Origin of the sequence: Cupriavidus sp. 2SB, assembly GCF_005503625.1 — a bacterium.
GTDB lineage: Bacteria > Pseudomonadota > Gammaproteobacteria > Burkholderiales > Burkholderiaceae > Cupriavidus.
This window is the reverse complement of sequence record NZ_SCMX01000009.1, coordinates 1-19828: the sequence shown is the minus strand read 5'-3', so window position 1 is coordinate 19828 and position 19828 is coordinate 1. Positions and strand designations below refer to the sequence as shown.

At 63.9% G+C, this 19828-nt stretch carries 20 protein-coding genes and 1 tRNA gene; 13 read left to right on the top strand and 8 right to left on the bottom strand.

All coding sequences use genetic code 11. From position 1 onward, the window contains the following. Nucleotides 1-289 precede the first annotated feature (289 nt). The 5 genes from ptsN to FFS21_RS06260 all read left to right on the top strand — a co-directional run bounded on the left by ptsN (nt 290) and on the right by FFS21_RS06260 (nt 4114). Nucleotides 290-745, top strand: a complete 456-nt coding sequence (gene ptsN / locus FFS21_RS06280; RefSeq protein ID WP_130392199.1) for a PTS IIA-like nitrogen regulatory protein PtsN — start codon at nt 290-292, stop codon at nt 743-745. Nucleotides 746-803: 58 nt separating this feature from the next. Beyond that, complete coding sequence (gene hprK, locus FFS21_RS06275; RefSeq protein WP_130392198.1) at nt 804-1775, top strand: HPr(Ser) kinase/phosphatase; 972 nt, start codon at nt 804-806, stop codon at nt 1773-1775. 181 nt (nt 1776-1956) lie between these two features. After that, entirely contained in the window at nt 1957-2292 is a 336-nt protein-coding gene (locus tag FFS21_RS06270; protein ID WP_137924052.1) for a PsiF family protein, read from the top strand. A 165-nt stretch (nt 2293-2457) separates the two neighbouring features. Then, nucleotides 2458-3378 (top strand): RNase adapter RapZ, encoded by a 921-nt coding sequence (gene rapZ / locus FFS21_RS06265; protein WP_137924051.1) that lies wholly within the window; start codon nt 2458-2460, stop codon nt 3376-3378. Between the two features lie 82 nt (nt 3379-3460). Beyond that, nucleotides 3461-4114 (top strand): LON peptidase substrate-binding domain-containing protein, encoded by a 654-nt coding sequence (locus tag FFS21_RS06260; protein ID WP_137924050.1) that lies wholly within the window; start codon nt 3461-3463, stop codon nt 4112-4114. A gap of 15 nt (nt 4115-4129) precedes the next feature. Here FFS21_RS06260 and mutY read toward each other — a convergent pair whose 3' ends face one another. Both mutY and FFS21_RS06250 read right to left on the bottom strand, forming a co-directional pair. After that, entirely contained in the window at nt 4130-5302 is a 1173-nt protein-coding gene (gene mutY, locus FFS21_RS06255; RefSeq protein ID WP_137924049.1) for an A/G-specific adenine glycosylase, read from the bottom strand. A 95-nt stretch (nt 5303-5397) separates the two neighbouring features. After that, a complete protein-coding gene (locus FFS21_RS06250) occupies nt 5398-7341 on the bottom strand; it encodes a dynamin family protein (protein ID WP_137924048.1) in 1944 nt (647 codons plus the stop codon). On the opposite strand from FFS21_RS06250, the gene FFS21_RS31955 reads away from it, so the two are divergent. Further along, complete coding sequence (locus FFS21_RS31955; RefSeq protein ID WP_171020335.1) at nt 7312-7647, top strand: hypothetical protein; 336 nt, start codon at nt 7312-7314, stop codon at nt 7645-7647. The genes FFS21_RS06250 and FFS21_RS31955 overlap by 30 nt on opposite strands. Here the strand turns inward: FFS21_RS31955 and mutM are convergent. Then, the gene (mutM, locus tag FFS21_RS06245) at nt 7623-8519 is read right to left on the bottom strand and encodes a bifunctional DNA-formamidopyrimidine glycosylase/DNA-(apurinic or apyrimidinic site) lyase (RefSeq protein WP_137924047.1); all 897 of its coding nucleotides are present in this window, start codon (nt 8517-8519) and stop codon (nt 7623-7625) included. The two genes, FFS21_RS31955 and mutM, sit on opposite strands and share 25 nt — an antisense overlap. 232 nt (nt 8520-8751) lie before the next feature. Between mutM and FFS21_RS06240 the strand changes: the two genes are divergently transcribed. The 7 genes from FFS21_RS06240 (at nt 8752) to pth (ending at nt 14910) form a co-directional block, all read left to right on the top strand. Further along, on the top strand, nt 8752-10653 hold the full coding sequence (locus tag FFS21_RS06240) for a tetratricopeptide repeat protein (RefSeq protein ID WP_137924046.1): 1902 nt from the start codon (nt 8752-8754) through the stop codon (nt 10651-10653). Between the two features lie 104 nt (nt 10654-10757). After that, nucleotides 10758-11354: a lipoprotein insertase outer membrane protein LolB gene (lolB, locus tag FFS21_RS06235; protein WP_137924143.1), complete on the top strand. Its 597-nt coding sequence runs from the start codon at nt 10758-10760 to the stop codon at nt 11352-11354. Then, on the top strand, nt 11351-12232 hold the full coding sequence (gene ispE / locus FFS21_RS06230; protein ID WP_137924045.1) for a 4-(cytidine 5'-diphospho)-2-C-methyl-D-erythritol kinase: 882 nt from the start codon (nt 11351-11353) through the stop codon (nt 12230-12232). The genes lolB and ispE overlap by 4 nt, the downstream gene beginning before the upstream one ends. Before the next feature lie 64 nt (nt 12233-12296). Next, nucleotides 12297-12373: transfer RNA gene (locus FFS21_RS06225), tRNA-Gln, on the top strand. A gap of 92 nt (nt 12374-12465) precedes the next feature. Continuing rightward, a complete protein-coding gene (locus tag FFS21_RS06220) occupies nt 12466-13419 on the top strand; it encodes a ribose-phosphate pyrophosphokinase (protein WP_137924044.1) in 954 nt (317 codons plus the stop codon). Between the two features lie 177 nt (nt 13420-13596). Then, a complete protein-coding gene (locus tag FFS21_RS06215) occupies nt 13597-14211 on the top strand; it encodes a 50S ribosomal protein L25/general stress protein Ctc (protein ID WP_137924043.1) in 615 nt (204 codons plus the stop codon). A gap of 102 nt (nt 14212-14313) precedes the next feature. Continuing rightward, nucleotides 14314-14910 (top strand): aminoacyl-tRNA hydrolase, encoded by a 597-nt coding sequence (pth, locus tag FFS21_RS06210; RefSeq protein WP_137924042.1) that lies wholly within the window; start codon nt 14314-14316, stop codon nt 14908-14910. 120 nt (nt 14911-15030) lie between these two features. Here pth and FFS21_RS06205 read toward each other — a convergent pair whose 3' ends face one another. The 5 genes from FFS21_RS06205 to FFS21_RS06185 form a co-directional block, all read right to left on the bottom strand. Beyond that, entirely contained in the window at nt 15031-15291 is a 261-nt protein-coding gene (locus FFS21_RS06205) for a YfhL family 4Fe-4S dicluster ferredoxin (protein ID WP_137924041.1), read from the bottom strand. Between the two features lie 66 nt (nt 15292-15357). Next, entirely contained in the window at nt 15358-15843 is a 486-nt protein-coding gene (gene coaD, locus FFS21_RS06200; protein ID WP_130392185.1) for a pantetheine-phosphate adenylyltransferase, read from the bottom strand. A gap of 219 nt (nt 15844-16062) precedes the next feature. Beyond that, nucleotides 16063-16704, bottom strand: a complete 642-nt coding sequence (gene rsmD, locus FFS21_RS06195; RefSeq protein WP_171020336.1) for a 16S rRNA (guanine(966)-N(2))-methyltransferase RsmD — start codon at nt 16702-16704, stop codon at nt 16063-16065. 62 nt (nt 16705-16766) lie between these two features. Then, nucleotides 16767-18131 carry a M16 family metallopeptidase gene (locus tag FFS21_RS06190; RefSeq protein WP_137924142.1) on the bottom strand — a complete coding sequence of 455 codons (1365 nt, stop codon included), beginning with the start codon at nt 18129-18131 and terminating at the stop codon, nt 16767-16769. 15 nt (nt 18132-18146) lie between these two features. Beyond that, nucleotides 18147-19697: a M16 family metallopeptidase gene (locus tag FFS21_RS06185; protein WP_137924039.1), complete on the bottom strand. Its 1551-nt coding sequence runs from the start codon at nt 19695-19697 to the stop codon at nt 18147-18149. Nucleotides 19698-19828: the final 131 nt, after the last annotated feature.

Below are 19828 nucleotides of genomic sequence, written 5' to 3'. Positions count from 1 at the left end.
GTATGCTGCACCACAAATCACAGGCAGAACGGTCCCGTCATGCGGAACCGGCGGTGCGCCCTGAAGGCGCACGGGTCGGGCAGCATTTCGGGTGGGCAAACCGGTCGACGACCTCGCGGCGGAAGTCCGCAGGCGCGACGCTGCAGCGCACAAGTGCGTGGCAGCCCTGCTCTATAATGGCCGGACGCTCCAATGCGGGCGACTGGCACCTCAATATCCTGATTGCCCCCAACTCGGCGGGCCGGTCCATGCGCGCCGGCTTGTCACTCGGACTTCTCGTGCATCGCCCATGAATCGTTTGGCCAAACTGCTGCCACCTGGCAACATCCATCTCGACGTCACCGTCACCAGCAAGAAGCGGGTCTTCGAGCAAGCCGGGCTCCTGTTCGAGAACAACCATGGCGTGGCGCGGGCCACTGTTACCGACAACCTCTTTGCGCGCGAGTCCCTGGGTTCCACCGGGCTTGGCGCTGGAGTTGCCATTCCGCACGGCCGCATCAAGGGCCTGAAGCAGCCGCTGGCGGGCTTCATGCGCCTGGCGGAACCCATCCCGTTCGAATCGCCCGATGGCAAGCCGGTCTCGCTGTTGATCTTCCTGCTGGTGCCCGAGCAGGCCACGCAGCAGCATCTGGAAATTCTTTCCGAAATTGCGCAGTTGCTGTCGGACCGCGAAATGCGCGAAGGGCTGGCGACGCTGCCCACGCCGGAAGCCGTCCACCAGTTGCTATCGGACTGGCATCCCTAACGCCGGAATCGCCCGCCGCAGCCCACTGTCCTACCGCCCCTCCTGAAAGTCATCCCGCATGGAACTCACCGGCGTCACCTCGCAGTCGATCTTCGACGACAACGCAGCAGACATCAAACTGTCGTGGGTCGCCGGCCTTGAAGGTGCGGACCGCGCCTTCGATGTCGAGTTCGCGCGTGAAGCCACCTCCGCGGCGGACCTCGTGGGCCACTTGAACCTGATCCACCCGAACCGGATCCAGGTGCTCGGCAAACCCGAAATCCTTTATTACCAGCGTCTCGACGACGAGCCGCGCAAGCGTCAGATGGGCGAGCTGATCCTGCTCGAGCCGCCCTTCCTGGTCATCGCCGACGGCATGGAGCCGCCGCCCGACCTCGAACTGCGCTGCACGCGTTCGTCCACGCCGCTGTTCACCACGCCGGTATCGTCGGCGGCCGTGATCGATCACCTGCGCCTGTACCTGTCGCGTATCTCGGCACCGCGCGTGACGATGCACGGCGTGTTCCTCGACATCCTCGGCATGGGCGTGCTGATCATGGGCGAATCGGGCCTGGGCAAGAGCGAACTGGGCCTGGAACTGATTTCGCGCGGCCATGGCCTCGTGGCCGACGATGCCGTGGATTTCGTGCGGCTGGGTCCAGACTTCATCGAGGGCCGCTGCCCGCCGCTGCTGCAGAACCTGCTCGAAGTGCGCGGCCTTGGCCTGCTCGATATCAAGACGATCTTCGGTGAAACGGCCGTACGCCGGAAAATGAAGATCAAGCTCGTGGTTCAACTCGTCCGCCGCAACGATGGCGAGTTCGAGCGCCTGCCGCTGGATTCGCAATACCTCGACGTGCTCGGCCTGCCCATCCACATGGTGAAGATCCAGGTGGCAGCCGGTCGAAATCTCGCCGTGCTGGTGGAAGCCGCCGTGCGCAACACGATACTGCGCCTGCGCGGCATCGACACGCTGCGCGACTTCATGGACCGGCAGCGTGCGGCCATGCAAGCCGATGTGGTGTCACGCGGACAGGGCCGGTTGCTCTAGGCATTTTCCGAACATCGCTTTCCCGCAAACGCCCGCTTCATTCAGCGGGCGTTTTCATTTCCTTACAAGCTGGCCTGCCGCTGCGTCAACGGCAGCCGCACACGCGCCGTTTTGTGCTGTAATGGCCGCCATCCCGTTCGGATTGCCCATGAAAGTGTTTTTCCACAGCCAGGAGAGAAGCATGAAGAAACTGATCGCGATGTGTGTGCTGGTGACCCCGCTGTTCGCCACGGCAGCGTTTGCCCAAGGCGCATCGGCTCCGGCTGCGGCCGAGAAATCGGGCAAGACGGCACAACAGGAAAAGATGGCAGCCTGCGCCAAGGCTAACAAGGGCAAGAAGGGCGACGAGTACAAGAAGGCCCAGAGCGAATGCCTGTCCGGCTCTGGCCCGGCCGCCGCAGCCGAGCCGAAAACCCAGCAGGAAAAAATGGCTGCCTGCGCCAAGGCCAACAAGGGCAAGAAGGGCGACGAATACAAGAAGGCGCAGAGCGAGTGCCTGTCGGCCAAACCGGCCTGATCCTGATCCGCCCTGTGGCGGTTCCAGGCGATAAATGGCGAATCGGATGCGGTTCGCCATTTTTCTTAGCATCTGTCGCGTTCTGTCGTTAAATGCCCGCCGCAACCTCCAATCGAGAAGCGCTGTCATGACGCGGCCATCATGCGGTGCTATCCTTGCGTCGCTATGCGGATCATTCTTATCACCGGGATCTCCGGCTCGGGTAAGTCGGTCGCCCTGAACGTTCTGGAAGACGCGGGCTACTACTGCGTCGACAACCTGCCAGCCCAGTTCATCCCCGAACTCGCCACCTATCTGGCCGACCAGGGCTACTCGCACCTGGGCGTGGCCACCGATATTCGCAGCCGCGAATCGCTGGCGCGCCTGCCCGATACCGTGCGCGAACTGTCGGCCCAGCATCAGGTGCAGGTGCTGTTCCTGACTGCCAACACCGATGCGCTGGTGCAGCGCTATTCCGAAACACGACGCCGCCACCCGCTCTCGACGCGTGTCGGCAGCGCAAATGGCGGAACAGGGCCGGACAAGGCCGAGGCGGAAGCAGAAGCTGCCGCCAGCGATACCTCGCTGATCGAAGCCATCGAGATGGAGCGGGAGCTGTTGAGCCCGCTATCCGAATCGGCCCATCGCATCGATACCAGCAACGTGCGAACCAATACGCTACGCAGCTGGATCAAGGAACTGATCAGCAGCAACGGTGGCACCGAGAGCGAACCGCTCACACTGCTGTTCGAATCGTTCGGATTCAAGCACGGGGTACCCAGCGATGCCGACATGGTGTTCGATGTCCGCTCGTTGCCCAATCCCTACTACGACCTGGCGCTGCGCCCGCTGACGGGCCGCGATGCACCGGTCGTGGATTTCCTGCAGAGCCAGCCGATGGTGCTGGCGATGGCCGAGGACATCCGCGCCTATGTGGAGAAGTGGCTACCGAGTTTCATTGCCGATAACCGTAGCTACCTGACCGTCGCCATCGGCTGTACGGGCGGGCAGCACCGCTCGGTGTTCATCGCGGAAAGACTCGCCAACTATTTCCGGGCGCATGGTAATGTGCTGGTCAGACACCGCGAAATGGCCTCTGGCGGCTGAGATGCGGTCTTGAGCGGACGGCGCGCCGGGCGTCGTCACGTCACCGTCGCGTTTCTGTCGCGTCATTGGAGCGGCCCTTCGCATGTCGACATCCTCTACCGACACCGCATCCCCACTTCCCATCCTGGATGCGTTGCCACTGTTTCCCCTCAACACGGTCCTGTTCCCCGATGGCCGCCTGCCGCTGCGCGTCTTCGAAAAGCGCTACGTGGACATGGTGCGCAACTGCATGCGGGACGGCACACCGTTCGGCGTCTGTCTGATTGCCAGCGGCGAAGAGGTTGCGCGTCCCGGCCACGCCACCACGCCCGAAGAGATCGGCTGCCTGGCCGAGATCGTCGACTGCAACGTGGAGCAACTTGGTGTGCTGCTCATCGAGACACGCGGGCGGCAACGCTTCCGTGTGCTGTCCCACACCACGCGTGACGACGGACTGGTAGTGGCCGAGGCTGAAGTGCTCCCCGCCGATGTCATCGACTGCAAGCTCGAACTGCTGGGCGAATGCCTGTCGGCACTACGCAGAATCGTGTCCTCGCTGCACACCGAGCAGCCCGATAAGTCGAAGCTGCCTTTCTCCGAACCGTATCTGTGGGATGACCCGAGCTGGGTCGCGAACCGTCTATGCGAACTGCTGCCTGTGCCCCTCAAGGCCAAGCAGATGCTGATGGCGCTGCCCGACGCGGGCATACGCATCGAGATCGTGCATCGCTATATGCGGCAGCATCACATCGTCTGACTTTAGGTCAGGTGCTCAGAACAGTCCGATACGCGCCTGATCGTCGAGCAGCTTTCGCACCGGCGCAGGCGTGCCCAGCGCGTCCAGATCGTCGAGCGACAGCCAGCGGCTACTGGCATCGCCCTTCCAGTCCGTTCCTTCCATATCAATGCGAATCGCGCGAATCAGCAATCGAAAGTGCGTGAAGACGTGCGTGAGCTCGCCTGCGAGCCAGGCACGCTCCGGTTTTCCATACTGGCGCGCCATGTCGAGTGCGGCGTCTTCGGCGGCTTCGGCATCGAAAGGCACGGACTCCACGGCCATCTCCGGCAGGCTCCACAGGCCGCCCCAGATGCCACTGTCGGGGCGCAGTGTCACCAGCACGTCGCGCCCATTTCGCACGATCAGCATGACAGTGCTGCGCTCTGGAATCGCCGCACGCGGTTTGGGCGTAGGCAGCACGGCCGTCAGGTTATCGCGGCGCGCCACGCAGTCCGCAGCCAACGGGCATGCCGAGGCATCGGTCACGCAGGTGGGCTTACCGCGCGAGCACAGTGTGGCACCGAGATCCATCACGCCTTGCGTGTAGGCCACCATGTCCTCGGCCTGCTGCGGACCAGCCGGCGGCAAGGCCTGTTCTGCCAGCGCCCACATGCGCGTCTCGATGGCGCGCTCGCCCGGATAGCCGTGGATACCGAACACGCGCGCAAAGACGCGCTTCACATTGCCGTCGAGAATCGGCGAACGAACACCCGCGCTGAACGCAGCAATTGCCGCCGCAGTGGAGCGTCCGATGCCCGGCAACGTGACGAGCACGGCCGGATCGGTCGGGAAGACACCACCATGCTCGTCGACCACAGCCTTCGCGCAACGATGCAGGTTGCGTGCGCGCGAGTAGTAGCCCAGGCCAGCCCATAACGCCATCACCTGATCCGCCGGTGCCGCAGCCAGATCGGCCACGGTAGGCAGTGCGGCGAGGAAGCGCTGGAAATACTCGATCACGGCCGCCACCTGCGTCTGCTGCAGCATGATCTCGGACAGCCAGATGCGATAGGGGTCGCGGGTGTTCTGCCACGGCAGGTCATGCCGGCCATGCTGGCGCTGCCAGTTCACCACACGCATACCGAAATCCGGCGGAACGGTGATGTCCCGGACAACGGCTTCAGGAGCGGGGACGGAGGCGCGAGCAGCGGCGGACTTGCGGGGCATTGCGGGGTATCTTGGAATGAAAAAAGCGCCGCTCCGAGGCGGCGCCACATGATACATCGGGGGCAGCGCGCCCCCTGTCGATTCGACTGCAAGCCCTACGCCGCTTTCACTTCTGCTTCAAGCTGCGGGGTGATCATCTTGCGCGCATACAATTCGATCTTCCCGCTGCGCTCGTCCAGGCCATTGAGCACTTCCTCGAGTTCCGCGATGCGGCTTTCGAGCGTGTCGGTGGCTTCGTGAATCCGTTCGATCGAATCCACGCGGCGGCGCAGTTGCTTCTGGTGCTCGCGCACCTGCGCTTCGAGCGGCGTCATTACGGACTTGAGCCAGATCTCGATATCGCGGTTCAGATCGCGGAAATTCTCCAGCACGCGGCTGGCCATCGTCGCGAACGCGTTCTGCACCAGTTGCGGCCGCGAACGCGTGAGCATGCTGACCGTGCCGAAGTGCGCATTGACCAGCGCCAGAGTTTCCTGCAGCTCGTTGGTGTAGCGCGAGGTCACGAATTGCATCGGCGAAGGCAGCGTGAAGCCATGCTCGGCGTTGAAGCGCCGGTACATGCTCTCCACGAGTTGATGCAGCCCCGCAATCTTCTGGTCGGCATCTTCGATCAGGCCGATCAACTGGCCGAACAGCCCTTCCATGTCTTCGCGCAGGCCGCGCGAGAAGAAGCGCTCCTTCATCTGTTCGCGCTTGTCGCGCATCGTGCGGCGCACGTCGCGCAGTTGCAGGCTCTTGATGATGTCCGCGCTATGGCGGCCGAACACCAGACGCAGCGCCTGGAACTTGGCGATGCTCTGCTCGAATTCTTCCTTCTCGCCCTGCACGCGCAGCAGCATGTGCTTGACCATCGCGTGGTTCTTGCCACGCAGCCCGCGCAGTTCGAACAACTGCTCGACGATATCGCGGCGGCGACTTTGCAGCAGTTGCTGCGCACCGCGCGACATATCCTGCACCAGCCGGTGCACCTGGTCCGAAACAATCTCCCGGCGTTGCGGAATGAGCTGGTCGCTCAGCACGCTCTCGAACTGCATCAGGTTGCTGCGTACGAGCATGGCCGGGTCGTTCGTGACCTTGGCCACCAGCCCCTTCTGGGCGGACACCGGATACACGCGGCGTTCCTCGATCCCCAGCGTCTGCGCCGTGGACCGAACCTGTCGCGCGATTTCGCCAGCGATTTCCGGCGACGACTTCAGCGGGTCCCACAGCCCGTCGATCTTGTTGAGCACGGCCAGGCAGCCGCGACGATGGCCAGCCCCCACATGCGAACGCCACAGGGCAAGGTCGCTCTTGGTCACGCCGGCATCGGCGGCCAGCACGAACACCACGACGTGGGCATCGGGAATCAGCCGCAGCGTCAGTTCCGGCTCGGTGCCGATCGCGTTCAGACCCGGTGTGTCGAGGATGACCAGACCCTGGCGCAGCAGCGGATGCGGAAAATTGATCACCGCGTGGCGCCAGCGCGAGACCTCGACCATACCATCGGCATCCACCGCATACGCGGCGTCGGGATCGTTCTCGTTGTAAAGGCCCAGCGATTCCGCCATGGCCGGCGTCACGCGCGTGGTTTCCACCACGTGCTGGAACGCGGCGAGCATGCCTTCCGGCGACGACGGATCGAGCGGCACCGAGGTCCAGTGCGAATTCGCCGAGCCCGGCTCCATGAAGTCGGCCGTGGAAGCGTCCTGCAGGCGCGTCTCGATGGGCAGCAGGCGGATGCATGGCTGCTCGTTCTCGTCGTAGCGCAACTCGGTCGGGCACATCGTCGTGCGCCCGGCCGAAGACGGCAAGATGCGGCGGCCGTAGTCGGCAAAGAAGATCGCGTTGATCAGTTCGCTCTTGCCGCGCGAAAACTCGGCAATGAACGCGACCTTGAGCCGGTCGCTCTTGAGCACGCTCTGGATGCGCTGCGCACGGTCTTCCGTGGTGGCGTCGTGCAGATCGTATTGCTGCAACCAGGACTGGAATTCCGCGAGTGACTGAAGGACCCCGGTTCTCCAGGCGCCGTATTGTTCGAATTGATGGGCGAGGCTCGTCATGGAGTGATCGCTGTTCGGCTGGATTATGGTTTTGGGCGCTACCTGTTCACGCCTGGGACCGGGCTGCCCGCTGACCCTGCGGACCCGATGTCAGGCGCCGCGCCTATCCCCCACGAGGTGGGGATAACGGCGCTTTTTGTAACTTTTTATGTCTGCGCACACGATACAGGGTTCTTATCGAAATTTGTTGAATTCGAGTCTCTTCCAGCCTTCCTGTTACGCGAAGTGTTGCGCCGGCCCATCGGCACGCCGACGATGCCTTATCTGGCCTCAGACGCCACTCAACGCTGGCACGTCGGACAATAGAACGAGGACCGCTGTCCCTGCACGATCTGGCGGATCGGGGTGCCGCAAACTCGACATGGCTCCCCTGCCCTGTCGTAGACAAAACAATCGAGCTGGAAGTAGCCGGTGCTGCCGTCGCTATGCACGAAATCGCGCAGCGTACTGCCGCCGCGCGCGATGGCTTCCGTCAAGGTTTCGCGGACGGCCACGGCAAGCTTTTCGTAGCGCGCCAGACTGATCCGGCCGGCCGGCGTGGTGGGACGAATGCCCGCGCGGAACAGGCTCTCCGAGCAATAGATGTTGCCCACCCCAACCACGATCTCGCCGGCAAGCAGTGCCTGTTTGATCGCCACGCTACGGCCACGCGTGAGCCGGTACATCCAGGCGCCATCGAAACGCGGATCGAACGGTTCGATACCCAGCCGGCGCAGCAAGGGATGTTCGGAAAGGGCGGATTCGGCAAGCGGCGTCCAGATGATGGCGCCGAATCGTCGGGGATCTCGGAAGCGAAGGACGACATCGGCCTCGGCGCCTGGACTGGCACCGGGCGACGCGGACAGCACCAGATCGAGGTGGTCATGCGCACCGGCTGCCGGCGGATCGGTATAGACACGCAGCGTGCCGGTCATGCCCAGATGCACCAGCAGCCAACCCGCGACGTCCGTGTCGGGCGTGTCGGGCGGTTCAGGCGTTTCGGGCACACACTCCAGCAGCAGGTATTTGCCCCGGCGTTCGATGCGGCGCACCACGCGTCCGGTCAGCCGGCTTTCGAGTTCGGGTTCCACCGGCCAGCGCAAGCCGCGATGGCGCACTGTTACCTCGGTGATGCGACGGCCCACCACATGGGGTAGCAACCCCTGCCGCGTGACCTCGACTTCTGGCAATTCTGGCATCTCGCCCGTGTCTCCCAACCGGCATCCCGAGCGGCTTTCGAGCGGACATCCGCAGATCCGTCGAACCTCCGCCCCGGTTTCGCGCTCCAAGCACGCAGGGAGTTTCCTGCACGACTGCACGTTTGTGCGGGTTCCCATACGCAGCGACCATTGGCCGCCAGCAGCGCATTGTACCGGCAGGCTACAATGCCTCCATCCATCCCTACGCCCCCGTGCGCCGGAGCTTTGTTTCATGCCGGACCAAATCTTGTCCACTCAGGCCATGCGCCCGGAATCCTCGACGATGAACGCTTCTGCCGCCCTCGGTCCGACGGGTTCGCCCGCGGGCCGCTTCCGTCGCCATGCTCGCGCCCTGGGCGTAGCCGCGTGTCTGGCGTTCGCATCGCTTGCTCATGCCGCACCGGCCACGCTGGCTCAGAACGACGACGAGGCGATCGACATCCCCGCGCCGGCCACCGCACGGTCTGCCCGCACGCCGCTGCCCAATGTGCCGCTGACAGCGGATATTCTCTATCGCGTGCTGGCTGCCGAGATTTCGCTGCAGCGCGGGCTGGTGGGTCCGTCGTACCGCACGTACATGGATCTAGCACGTGAAACGCGCGATCCGCGCCTGGCGCAGCGCGCCACGGAAATTGCCTTTAATGCACGTGCTTCTCAACAAGCCCTTGACGCCGCGCGGCTCTGGACCGAACTCGCGCCGAAGTCGCCTGCAGCGCGGCAGGTCCTGTCCACGCTGCTCGTACTCAGTGCCCGTTGGGAAGAAGCCGAGCCGTTGCTGAGCCAGCAACTGGCACTCGCACCTGCCAACCATCGCGGCGAGGCCATCCTGCTGCTGCAGCAGCAGATGTCGCGCACGAGCGATCCCGCTGGCGCCGTGGGTGTGCTCCAGCGCATCACCGCCAGCGATACCAAGCTCGCCGAGACGCATCTGGCGTTGGCACGGGCGCGTGAAGCCGCGGGCGACAGCCCGGGCGCGCTGACCGAACTCGACCAGGCGCTGCGCATCAAGCCAGACCTCGAAGCCGCGGCACTGATGTCCGCAGAATTGCAGGCCGAGGCCGCCACGGACAAGTCCATCGAGGTGCTGAAGCGCTTCCTGGCCAAGTCTCCGTCGTCGGTCAACGGTCACATCACGCTGGCACGCCTCTATCTGCAGAAGAACGACATGGAGGCCGCGCGCACCCAGTTCGAGGTCTTGCGCAAGGTCGCTCCCAACGATCCCCGTGTACCGCTGGCACTCGGCCTGACCAGCCTGCAGGCGCGCAGTTATGACGAAGCCGAGCGCTATCTGAAGGAATACCTGCAGATGGCCGAGAAGTCGCCGGCGGCCAACCCGGACGTCGCGTACCAGTACCTGGCCCAGATCGCAGAGGAAAAGAAGGACTACGCCACCGCCATCACCTGGCTGGACCGCATCGACGACAGCCGCCTGGCCACGGCAGCGCAGGCCAAGCGCGGCCAGTTGCTCTCGCGCATGGGCCGGTTCGACGATTCCCAGGCCGTTTTCGGCGAACTGCTGGCCGATGCCGAGGACATCCCGGACCCGGCCCAGCGCGCCCAGCGCATCACGGCCATCCGCCAGGCGGAAGTGGCCGCCATGCTCGACGGCAAGGCATACGACCGCGCGCGCAAGGTGCTCGACGAACGCGTCAAGGCCGAGCCGGACAATGCCGACTGGATTTATGAACTGGCCATGCTCGACGAGCGCGAGAAACGCTACGACCACATGGAAGCCCGCCTGCGCCGCGTGATCGCGCTGCAGCCGGAACAGAAGCAGGGCTACAACGCGCTGGGCTACTCGCTGGCCGATCGCAACGAGCGCCTGCCCGAGGCGCGCAAGCTGCTGGAACGTGCGACCGAACTCGGCCCCGACGATCCCTACATCATGGACAGCCTCGGCTGGGTCAAGTACCGACAGGGCGAATTGCAACCCGCGGCCGATCTGCTGCGCACCGCGTATGCCAAGGCACCCGAGGCGGAGATCGGCGCGCATCTGGGCGAGGTGCTCTGGCACCTGGGCCAGCACGAAGAAGCGCGCAAGACCTGGAACGAGGCGGCCAAGGTGGAGCCTGACAACCAGACGCTGATCGAGACGCTGCGCCGGTACAACCAGAACATGCTGCTATCCCGTTGATCCGCATTGCGTATCATGCCAACGCCCGGGCCCCGCGCCCGGGCGCTGCATTCTGAAGCTGCCACGCGCTGCGCCTTTCATCGCCAACCGTTTCTTCCATGACGATCTTCCGATCCCGACGCCTGGCCCTGCTCGGCCTGGCTGCTCCGCTATTCCTGGCTGCATGCGCCAGCGTCACGCCTACGCGAGGCTTCGACACCGGCGAGACCGCCAGTGCCCAGCAGTACACGGGCCGATTTGCCGCCAACTACACGCGCTATGGCCGCGAAGAAGGCGTGCAGGGCAGCTTCCGCTGGGAAGAACAGGGGCGCAACGTGCGGCTCGACCTGATTTCGCCACTCGGCCAGACCCTGGCCGTGGTCACGAGCACGCCGTCCGGCGCCACGCTCGACCTGCCCAATGAAAAGCCGCGCAACGCCCCGGAAGTGGACACCCTGATGGAACAGGCACTGGGCTTCTCCTTGCCCGTGGCCGGCATGCGTGACTGGCTGCACGGCCGGCCTGCCCCGGGCTCGACATCGAACATCACGCGCGATGCCGGCGGCCGCCCTGACACCCTGAAGCAGAACGGCTGGACCGTGCGCTACCTGGCATGGCAGGAAGCCGCCGCCACGCAGCCGCGCCGTATCGACATGGCGCGCGACAGCAACGAATCGCCGCTGTCGGTGCGGCTCGTGATCGACCCGGAGGCGAAGCAATGAGCACCATCACCACTACCCTGCCCCCGGCAGACCTGCGCGACTGCCCTGCGCCCGCCAAGCTCAACCTGTTCCTGCATGTCACGGGACGCCGCCCAGACGGCTATCACACGCTGCAGACGGTGTTCCAGTTGATCGACTGGTCGGACACCCTGCATTTTCACCGCCGCGACGATGGCGCGATTGTTCGTACCACGGACATTCCCGGCGTGCCAGCCGACACTGACCTGGTGGTCCGTGCAGCCCGCGCACTCCAGCAGGCCACTGGCACGCAATTCGGTGCCGATATCGCCATCGACAAGATCCTGCCGATGGGCGGCGGCATTGGCGGCGGCTCGTCCGACGCGGCCACCACGCTGCTGGCGCTGGACCACCTCTGGGGCACGCGCGTACCGCGCGAGGAACTGATGCGCATTGGCCTGGGGCTGGGCGCGGACGTGCCCGTCTTCGTATTCGGTCAGAACGCCTTTGCCGAGGGCGTGGGCGAGGAACTGAGTCCGGTCGACCTGCCCGAGAGTTGGTTCGTGGTCATCCATCCGCGCCAGCACGTACCCACTGCAGCAATATTTTCGGACGAACGCTTGACAAGGAATTCTCCGATCTCTATAGTTGCGGACTTCGCTGCTTGCACAAACAAATTCGCTTTCGGTCGCAACGACTTGCAAGCGATAGCAACAGCGAAGTTCGGCGAAGTTGCCCGAGCCCTTGAATGGCTGAGACACTACAGTCCGCATGCAAGGATGACCGGTTCCGGAGCCTGCGTATTTGCCCGTTTCGAAGACGAGCAAGCAGCGCAGAGAGTGATGGAAAGGTTGCCGTCCGAATGGGATGGCAGGGTTGTGAAAAGTTTGTCACAGCACCCGCTCGCAAGGTTCGTCTAGCGGTTTTTGCTTGGCGCAGTACGGAACTAAAGTTTTGTGCAGCGACAGGCGATAAAGGTTGTGTAGGGGAGTCGCCAAGTCGGTTAAGGCACCGGATTTTGATTCCGGCATACGAGGGTTCGAATCCTTCCTCCCCTGCCATTACTTCCTATAGTGTTTGCGACTAGCAAACATTCGCTATCGGAAATTTCTGATAGCGCAAAGCTCCCCCAGCAGCAAGACAGGTGCCCCGAATGAGCGTCGAAGGCTTGATGGTATTTACCGGCAACGCCAACCCCAAACTCGCGGAGGCTGTTGTACAGCACCTCGGCATTCCTCTGGGCAAGGCGCTGGTCGGCCGTTTCTCCGACGGTGAAGTCCAGTGCGAAATCCAGGAAAACGTTCGCGGCAAGCACGTCATCGTGCTGCAGTCCACCTGCGCGCCGACCAACGACAATCTCATGGAACTGATGGTGATGGTCGATGCGCTCAAGCGCGCGTCGGCGCGTAGCATCACTGCCGCCATGCCCTATTTCGGTTACGCACGCCAGGACCGCCGTCCGCGTTCGGCACGCGTCGCCATCTCGGCCAAGATCGTGGCCAACATGCTGGAAGTGGCGGGTGTGGAACGGGTCCTGACGATGGACCTGCACGCCGACCAGATCCAGGGCTTCTTCGATATCCCCGTCGACAACATCTACGCATCCCCGGTACTGCTGGGCGACCTGCGCGAGAAGAGCTACGGCGACCTGCTGGTCGTCTCGCCCGACGTCGGCGGTGTGGTGCGTGCGCGCGCGCTGGCAAAGCAGCTCGACTGCGACCTGGCGATCATCGACAAGCGCCGCCCCAAGGCCAACGTTTCCGAGGTGATGAACATCATCGGTGAAGTGGCTGGCCGCAACTGCGTGATCATGGACGACATGATCGATACCGGTGGCACGCTGTGCAAGGCCGCGCAGGTGCTCAAGGAACGTGGTGCACTGAAGGTTTTCGCGTATTGCACGCACCCGGTGCTGTCCGGCGGCGCTGCTGCCCGCATCGCCGCGTCGGAACTCGACGAAGTGGTGGTATGCGACACGATTCCGCTGTCCGACGAAGCCCGCCAGTCCGGCAAGATCCGCCAGGTATCGACCGCCCCGCTGCTGGCCGAGACCTTCACGCGTATCGTCAAGGGCGACTCGATCATGTCGCTGTTCGCGGATCACTGATCTGGCGAGCCAGCGTCGGTCCGGCGCGATGTCGCCGGATTCCTGCTAGAATTTTGGGCTTTACCGCATTGGCTGCCTTCGGGCGGCCAATGTGATTCAAACGGTACGGTATTTTCATCGTGCCGTCAGTCGAGGCTGTCTGGTCGCGGACAGCCTTCTTCACATCTGGAGTTGAACATGAAAGTAGTAGCTTTCGATCGTAGCGTACAGGGTACGGGTGCGAGCCGCCGCCTGCGCAATTCGGGCAAGACGCCCGGCATCATCTACGGCGGCGCCGCCGAACCGAAGATGATCGAACTGGACCACAACGCCCTGTGGCACGCCCTGAAGAAGGAAGCGTTCCACTCGTCGATCCTGGACCTGGAAGTGGCTGGCAAGACCGAAAAGGCCCTGCTGCGCGCATTCCAGATGCACCCGTTCAAGCCGATGGTCCTGCACGTTGACTTCCAGCGCGTGTCGGCTTCGGAAAAGATCCACGTCAAGGTGCCCCTGCACTTCATGAACCAGGAAACCGCTCCTGGCGTGAAGCTGGGCCACGGCATCGTGAACCACATCATCAATGACCTGGAAGTGTCGTGCCTGCCGGCCGACCTGCCCGAGTTCATCGAAGTGGACCTGGCCGCAGTGGAACTGAACCAGACGCTGCACCTGTCGGACCTGAAGCTGCCGAAGGGCGTGACCGCCATCACCCACGGTGATGACAACCCGGCCGTGGCAAGCATCTCGCTGCCGGCTGGTGCACAGTCCGCCGAAGCTGGCGACGCTGCCGCAGGCGACACCCCGGCTGCCTAAGCTGCCTGTGTTTCCGAAGGAAACCGCCGGTTCGCCGGCGGTTTTTTTTCGTGCGCAGTTTTCGCGTATCCTTTCACGCCTGCTTTCCGCTTTCTTGCACGCATGATCAAGCTCATCGTCGGCCTCGGTAATCCCGGGGCGGAATACGAAGCCACCCGCCACAACGCGGGCTTCTGGTTCGTGGACCAGCTCGCCCGCATGGGCAGCACCACCCTGCGCGTGGAAGGCCGTTTCCACGGCCTGGCGGGCCGCGCCCGGCTCTGGGACCAGGACGTCTGGCTGCTCAAGCCATCCACGTTCATGAACCGCTCCGGCCAGTCCGTGGTGGCACTCGCTCGCTTCTACAAGATCCTGCCCGACGAGATCCTGGTCGCCCATGACGAGATGGACCTGCCAGCCGGCTCGGTCAAGCTCAAGAAGGGTGGTGGATCCGGCGGCCATAACGGGCTGAAGGACATTTCGGCCCATCTGACCACGCAGGACTACTGGCGTCTGCGCATCGGCGTGGGACACCCGCGCAATGCGCCGGGTGGCAACGCTGGCGGTCGCGAGGATGTGGTCAACTTTGTGCTCAAGCCGCCGCGCAAGGAAGAGCAGCAAGATATCGACGAAGCGATCGACCGCTGCATTGGACCTATCGGCATTCTCGCGAAGGGCGAGCCAGAAAAGGCGATGATGGAACTGCATACCGGCCGATAGCACCTCGCTCCCGAGGTCCGGACGTAAAAAACCCCGCCAGCCTTGCGGCTGTGCGGGGTTTTTCATTTTCTGCTTTGTGGGGTGGGGGCCGGAACGAAGTGGCCGGATGTGTCTCCGGCTTCAGGTGACGTGCTTGGCGGCGGTCAGCAGCCGGTAGCGTTGCATCAGCACCTCTTGTGACTCGATGCGGTTCGGGTCCTTCGGAATGCAAGCCACAGGGCAGACCTGCTGGCACTGCGGTTCATCGAAATGGCCGACGCACTCGGTACACTTGTTGGGGTCGATCTCATAGATTTCGGGCCCCATCGAGATGGCTTCGTTCGGGCACTCCGGTTCACAAACGTCGCAATTGATGCAGTCGTCGGTGATCAGTAGCGCCATGATGATTCCTTCCAGCGACCCCGCCCATGCCCGACTGGCCACGTCGGCGGGACCGAAGGCGGTATTTTATTCCTCTTTGCCGATTTTCTCGTTAAGCCACCGCTCGACGGAGGGGAAGACGAATTTGCTGACGTCGCCACCGAGCACGGCAATCTCTCGCACGAAGGTGCCGGAGATGAACTGGTACTGGTCCGAAGGCGTCAGGAACATGGTCTCGACGTCCGGCAACAGATAGCGGTTCATGCCGGCCATCTGGAATTCGTACTCGAAGTCCGAGACGGCGCGCAAGCCGCGCACGATCACGCGCGCGTTGTTCTTGCGCACGAAATCCTTGAGCAGGCCCGAGAAGCCCTCGACCCTGACGTTCGGATAATGGCCCAGCACTTCGCGTGCAATGCCGATGCGCTCTTCGAGCGAAAAGAACGGGCGCTTGTTGGGGCTGTGCGCCACGCCGACCACGAGTTCGTCGAAGATATTCGACGCACGACGGACGAGATCCTCGTGTCCCCGGGTCATGGGATCAAAAGTACCGGGATAGACGGCGACGACCATGTTTCCTCCTTGGGGGGTGCCCGTTGGCGGCCTGCCATTGGCGATGGGCCGCTTCTAATACTGTCTAGGCGACGAGCGTTGGACAATCAACAGCGGCGTAGTGTAACCCCAAAATCCAGCAATGGAAGTCCGCCCGACGCGATTTTGCGGCATCGCAGCACACCCGCAAACGCTTGCCCGGCGCGGGAAACCGCCAGGCAGTCATCATACGTCCCGGACTTAGCCAGCGCCGTTGGCGGTGCGATGCTGAAGAAGGTGGAAATGCACGGCGCCCGCCCTGGCATGGCGCACGATCTCCAGCGACGCCGGGATCGGTGCGTCGGCACCAACCAGCGCCTGGTCCGACTCCACATAGACCACTCCACCGGGACGCGTCAGCCGCGCCGCATGTTCCAGCGCAGGGCCGATCCAGTCTTCTGCGAAAGGCGGGTCCAGGAACACCACGTCGAAGCTGGCGGCGGGCATCTGTGCGGCGGCGGTGAACGCATCGCTCTGCACGATCCTGACCTGCGAAGCATCGAGCTTGTACTGGTTGTCACGCAGTTGCTTCGCCACGCGCGGGTTGGATTCGACCAGCGTCACGGCGGCGGCGCCGCGCGATGCCGCCTCGAAACCCAGCGCGCCAGATCCCGCGAACAGATCGAGGCAGGTCACACCGGAGAGATCCTGGCCAAGCCAGTTGAAGAGCGTCTCGCGCACGCGATCAGGCGTCGGGCGCAGTCCTTCGGCTTCGAGTACCGGCAGCAGGGAGCGTTTCCAGCGACCACCGATGATGCGCACCTGGGCAGGTGCCTGGCGGGGAGGCCGGGGGGCAGAAGTTCGCCCGCGCGGTGCGGGCGAAGGTCGGGATGGCGAATTCATGCCGTGATTGTAGAGCCTGCCCGCGCCGAACACCGTGGATCCGCGCTGAGCAGGCGCCTACATCACTTTTCCGGGCCGCCGACGATCACCGTGGCCATTGCGTCCGGATGCACATGGCGCTGGAACGCCGCACGCACCTGTTCGCGCGTGACCTTGTTGATCTGCGCCGTCCACGTATCGAGATAGTCGAGCGGCAACCCATACCAGCCGATATTCGCCACGTTCGTCAGCAGCTTGCGGTTGCTGTCGATGCGCAGGGGGAAGCCATTGACGAGGTTGTCCTTGGCCGCCTTCAACTCGGCATCGGTCGGTCCCTCTGCCACGTACTTCGCCACGATCTGACGCACCAGCGCCAGTGCCTCGTTCGTGTTTTCCTTCTTGGTCTGCAGCGAGATGCCGAACGGGCCCGGCTGGCGCGACGGCGCGAAATAGCTGTCCACGCCGTAGGTGAGTCCGCGCTTCTCGCGCACCTGGTCAGTCAGGCGCGAACTGAAACCGCCGCCGCCGAGCACATAGTTACCGACCAGCAGCGCGAAGTAGTCAGGGTCGCCACGCGCGATGGACGGCTGGCCGAGCACCACGCTGGCTTGCTGGGCCGGGTGCGGAATCCGCTTCTCGCTGGCCGGGATCGTCATCTGCACGTCCGGCATCTTCGGCGGCGTGGCGCCTTCCGGCAGGCCACGCGTCAGGGCCTCGGCAATCTGCTCGGCCTGCTTGCGGTCGATGGCGCCGATCAGCGTCACGACGGCCCGCTTGGCCGTGTAATTGTCGCGCCAGAACTTCAGCAGATCCTCGCGCGTGATCGAGCCGACCGACTCCACCGTCGCCGACACCCCATACGGATGCGCAGGATAGATGGCCTTCGACAGCGTCTTGTCGGCAATCACGCCCGGCCGGCTATCGCCTTCGCGGATCGCCGTGATCAGCCGCTGCTTCTCGCGTGCCACCACGGCATCGGGATAGGTCGGCGCCTTGATCAACTGCCCTGCCAGCCGAAGTGACTGCTCGCGTTCCTGCGTCGCAGTCAGCGTGCGCAGGCCGATGCCGCCACGGTCGCTGCCGGCCGCACCACCAAAATCGGCGCCGGTATCGGCAAAGGCGTCGGCGATCTGCGCCTCGTTCCGGGCGGGCTGGCCGTCCTGGGCATTGCTGCCCTTGTCGAGCAGCGCGGCAGCCAGCGTGGCCACCCCGGACTTGCCGGGCGGGTCATAGCGGCTGCCCGCATCGAAATCGATATTGACGTCGAGCATCGGGATCGACGGACTCGGCACGAAGAACACCTTCGCGCCCGTGGAGGCTGTCCAGTTCTCGATGGGAATGGCCGCCTGGGCAGCCGTGCCGGCCAGCAGCGCGGCCGTGCCGCAGACTGCCGCGGCCAGCCGGCGCACCAGGCGCGGGGACGCCAGGGTCATGACGGAGAGAGACATCGTCATCGCAATTCCTCAGTGACGCAGGCCCTCGGGGGCAGCGGTCTTGGGCTTGTTGGGATCGATTGGCTGGGGCAGCAGCGTGGCTACCGTCAGGTTGTCGTCATTGAAGTATTTCGCGGCAACGGCCTGCACCTGGGCCGGCGTGACTTCCTTGATCTTGTCGAGCATGCGGTCGATCTGGCGCCAGGAAATGCCGGCGATCTCGGACACGCCGATTTCCATGCCCTGCCCGAACACCGAGTCGCGCTTGTAGATCTGGCCGGCCACCACCTGTGTCTTGACGCGCTTGAGTTCTTCCTCGGACACGCCATTCTTCGCGATCCGCTCGATTTCCTCGCGCAGCGCCTTTTCGATTTCGTCGGTGGTATGGCCGCTGGCCGGCGTGCCGTCCAGGACGAACAGCGACTCGCCCCGGTTGATGCTGTCGTAGCCGACGTTCACGTCATCGGCCAGACGCTTCTCGCGCACCAGTTCGCGCGTCAGCCGCGCGTTGTCGTAGCCGTTCAGTACGGCCGACAGGACTTCCAGCGCGTACGGATCGACATCCTTTTCGACGTCATGCAGGCGCGGCACCTTGTAGGCCATGACCATGTACGGGTTCTCGGCTGGCGCCTTGACCCAGATCCGCTTGATGCCCTTCTGCGGCGCCTCGAGCTGCGTCTTGCGCAGGGGTAGCTCGCGCGGCTTGAGCTTGCCGTAGTAGCGTTCGGCCATCGCCCGCACCTCGGCGGGCTTCACGTCGCCCGTGACCACCAGCAGCGCGTTGTTCGGCACGTACCAGGTCTTGTACCAGTCCTTCACGTCCTCGACGCGCATGTTGACCAGGTCGTCCATCCAGCCGATCACCGGATGCCGGTATGGCATCGACGTATAGACCGTAGCCAACAGTTGCTCGTACACAGTGCCACGCGGGGAGTCGTCAGTACGCAGCCGGCGCTCCTCCATCACCACCTTCATCTCGCGCTCGAACTCGCTCTTGCTGAAGATGACGTTGGCCATGCGGTCGGCCTCCAGCTCCATCATCTTCGGCAGGTACTGCTTGGCGATCTGCTGGTAATAGAGCGTGAAATCGCGGTTGGTCAGCGCGTTCTCGCGGCCCCCCAGCAGCGCGATCTGCCGCGAGAATTCGCCGATCGGCACCTTGGGCGTGCCCTTGAACATCATGTGTTCGAGCATGTGGGCCACGCCCGTGGTGCCGCTGACCTCGTCGTAGCCGCCCGTGCGGTAGTAGATCTGATGGGCAACCGTCGGCGCGCGATGGTCTTCCTTGACGATGACCCGCATGCCGTTAGACAGCCGGAACTCGGTCGTACCCGCTTCCGACTGACCGACCTGCCCAGCCGTGGCCATGCCCGATGGCGGCCCCTGCGGCGTGGTGGCCCGGGCGGTTTCCCCCTTGGCTTGTGCCCATGCGCCGCCAGCCAGCGGTCCGGCAAGGGCGAAAGCGATCAGCGTGGATAGAATGGGCCGCGAAAACCTGGGCCGGGAAGGCCGGGCGGCGTGGGAAGGCAGCGACTGGATTCGGGCGGCGCCCGGTCCGGACAAGTCAGCGCAATGGTTCATGCGACCCCGTCTGCTAGAATTTTGGCGATTGATTCTACCGGGGTATTGACCCCTTTCCCAATGTTTAGTTTCTGGAAAAAGCGCAAGGCCGAGCCGGCTCCCACGCCTGCCGAGCCGCCGGTGGCGGCGCC

What these genes read in the sequence shown, in the direction of transcription:
- FFS21_RS06205 (WP_137924041.1), bottom strand. Translation starts at nt 15,291, where the DNA reads ATGGCGCTACTGATCACCGACGACTGCATCAATTGCGACGTTTGTGAA.
- ispE (WP_137924045.1), top strand. Translation starts at nt 11,351, where the DNA reads ATGAGCACCATCACCACTACCCTGCCCCCGGCAGACCTGCGCGACTGC.
- FFS21_RS06260 (WP_137924050.1), top strand. Translation starts at nt 3,461, where the DNA reads ATGTCGACATCCTCTACCGACACCGCATCCCCACTTCCCATCCTGGAT.
- mutY (WP_137924049.1), bottom strand. Translation starts at nt 5,302, where the DNA reads ATGCCCCGCAAGTCCGCCGCTGCTCGCGCCTCCGTCCCCGCTCCTGAA.
- FFS21_RS06185 (WP_137924039.1), bottom strand. Translation starts at nt 19,697, where the DNA reads ATGAACCATTGCGCTGACTTGTCCGGACCGGGCGCCGCCCGAATCCAG.
- FFS21_RS06270 (WP_137924052.1), top strand. Translation starts at nt 1,957, where the DNA reads ATGAAGAAACTGATCGCGATGTGTGTGCTGGTGACCCCGCTGTTCGCC.
- rapZ (WP_137924051.1), top strand. Translation starts at nt 2,458, where the DNA reads ATGCGGATCATTCTTATCACCGGGATCTCCGGCTCGGGTAAGTCGGTC.
- FFS21_RS06215 (WP_137924043.1), top strand. Translation starts at nt 13,597, where the DNA reads ATGAAAGTAGTAGCTTTCGATCGTAGCGTACAGGGTACGGGTGCGAGC.
- FFS21_RS06240 (WP_137924046.1), top strand. Translation starts at nt 8,752, where the DNA reads ATGCCGGACCAAATCTTGTCCACTCAGGCCATGCGCCCGGAATCCTCG.
- ptsN (WP_130392199.1), top strand. Translation starts at nt 290, where the DNA reads ATGAATCGTTTGGCCAAACTGCTGCCACCTGGCAACATCCATCTCGAC.
- FFS21_RS06220 (WP_137924044.1), top strand. Translation starts at nt 12,466, where the DNA reads ATGAGCGTCGAAGGCTTGATGGTATTTACCGGCAACGCCAACCCCAAA.
- FFS21_RS06250 (WP_137924048.1), bottom strand. Translation starts at nt 7,341, where the DNA reads ATGACGAGCCTCGCCCATCAATTCGAACAATACGGCGCCTGGAGAACC.
- rsmD (WP_171020336.1), bottom strand. Translation starts at nt 16,704, where the DNA reads ATGAATTCGCCATCCCGACCTTCGCCCGCACCGCGCGGGCGAACTTCT.
- pth (WP_137924042.1), top strand. Translation starts at nt 14,314, where the DNA reads ATGATCAAGCTCATCGTCGGCCTCGGTAATCCCGGGGCGGAATACGAA.
- hprK (WP_130392198.1), top strand. Translation starts at nt 804, where the DNA reads ATGGAACTCACCGGCGTCACCTCGCAGTCGATCTTCGACGACAACGCA.
- mutM (WP_137924047.1), bottom strand. Translation starts at nt 8,519, where the DNA reads ATGCCAGAATTGCCAGAAGTCGAGGTCACGCGGCAGGGGTTGCTACCC.
- FFS21_RS06190 (WP_137924142.1), bottom strand. Translation starts at nt 18,131, where the DNA reads ATGTCTCTCTCCGTCATGACCCTGGCGTCCCCGCGCCTGGTGCGCCGG.
- coaD (WP_130392185.1), bottom strand. Translation starts at nt 15,843, where the DNA reads ATGGTCGTCGCCGTCTATCCCGGTACTTTTGATCCCATGACCCGGGGA.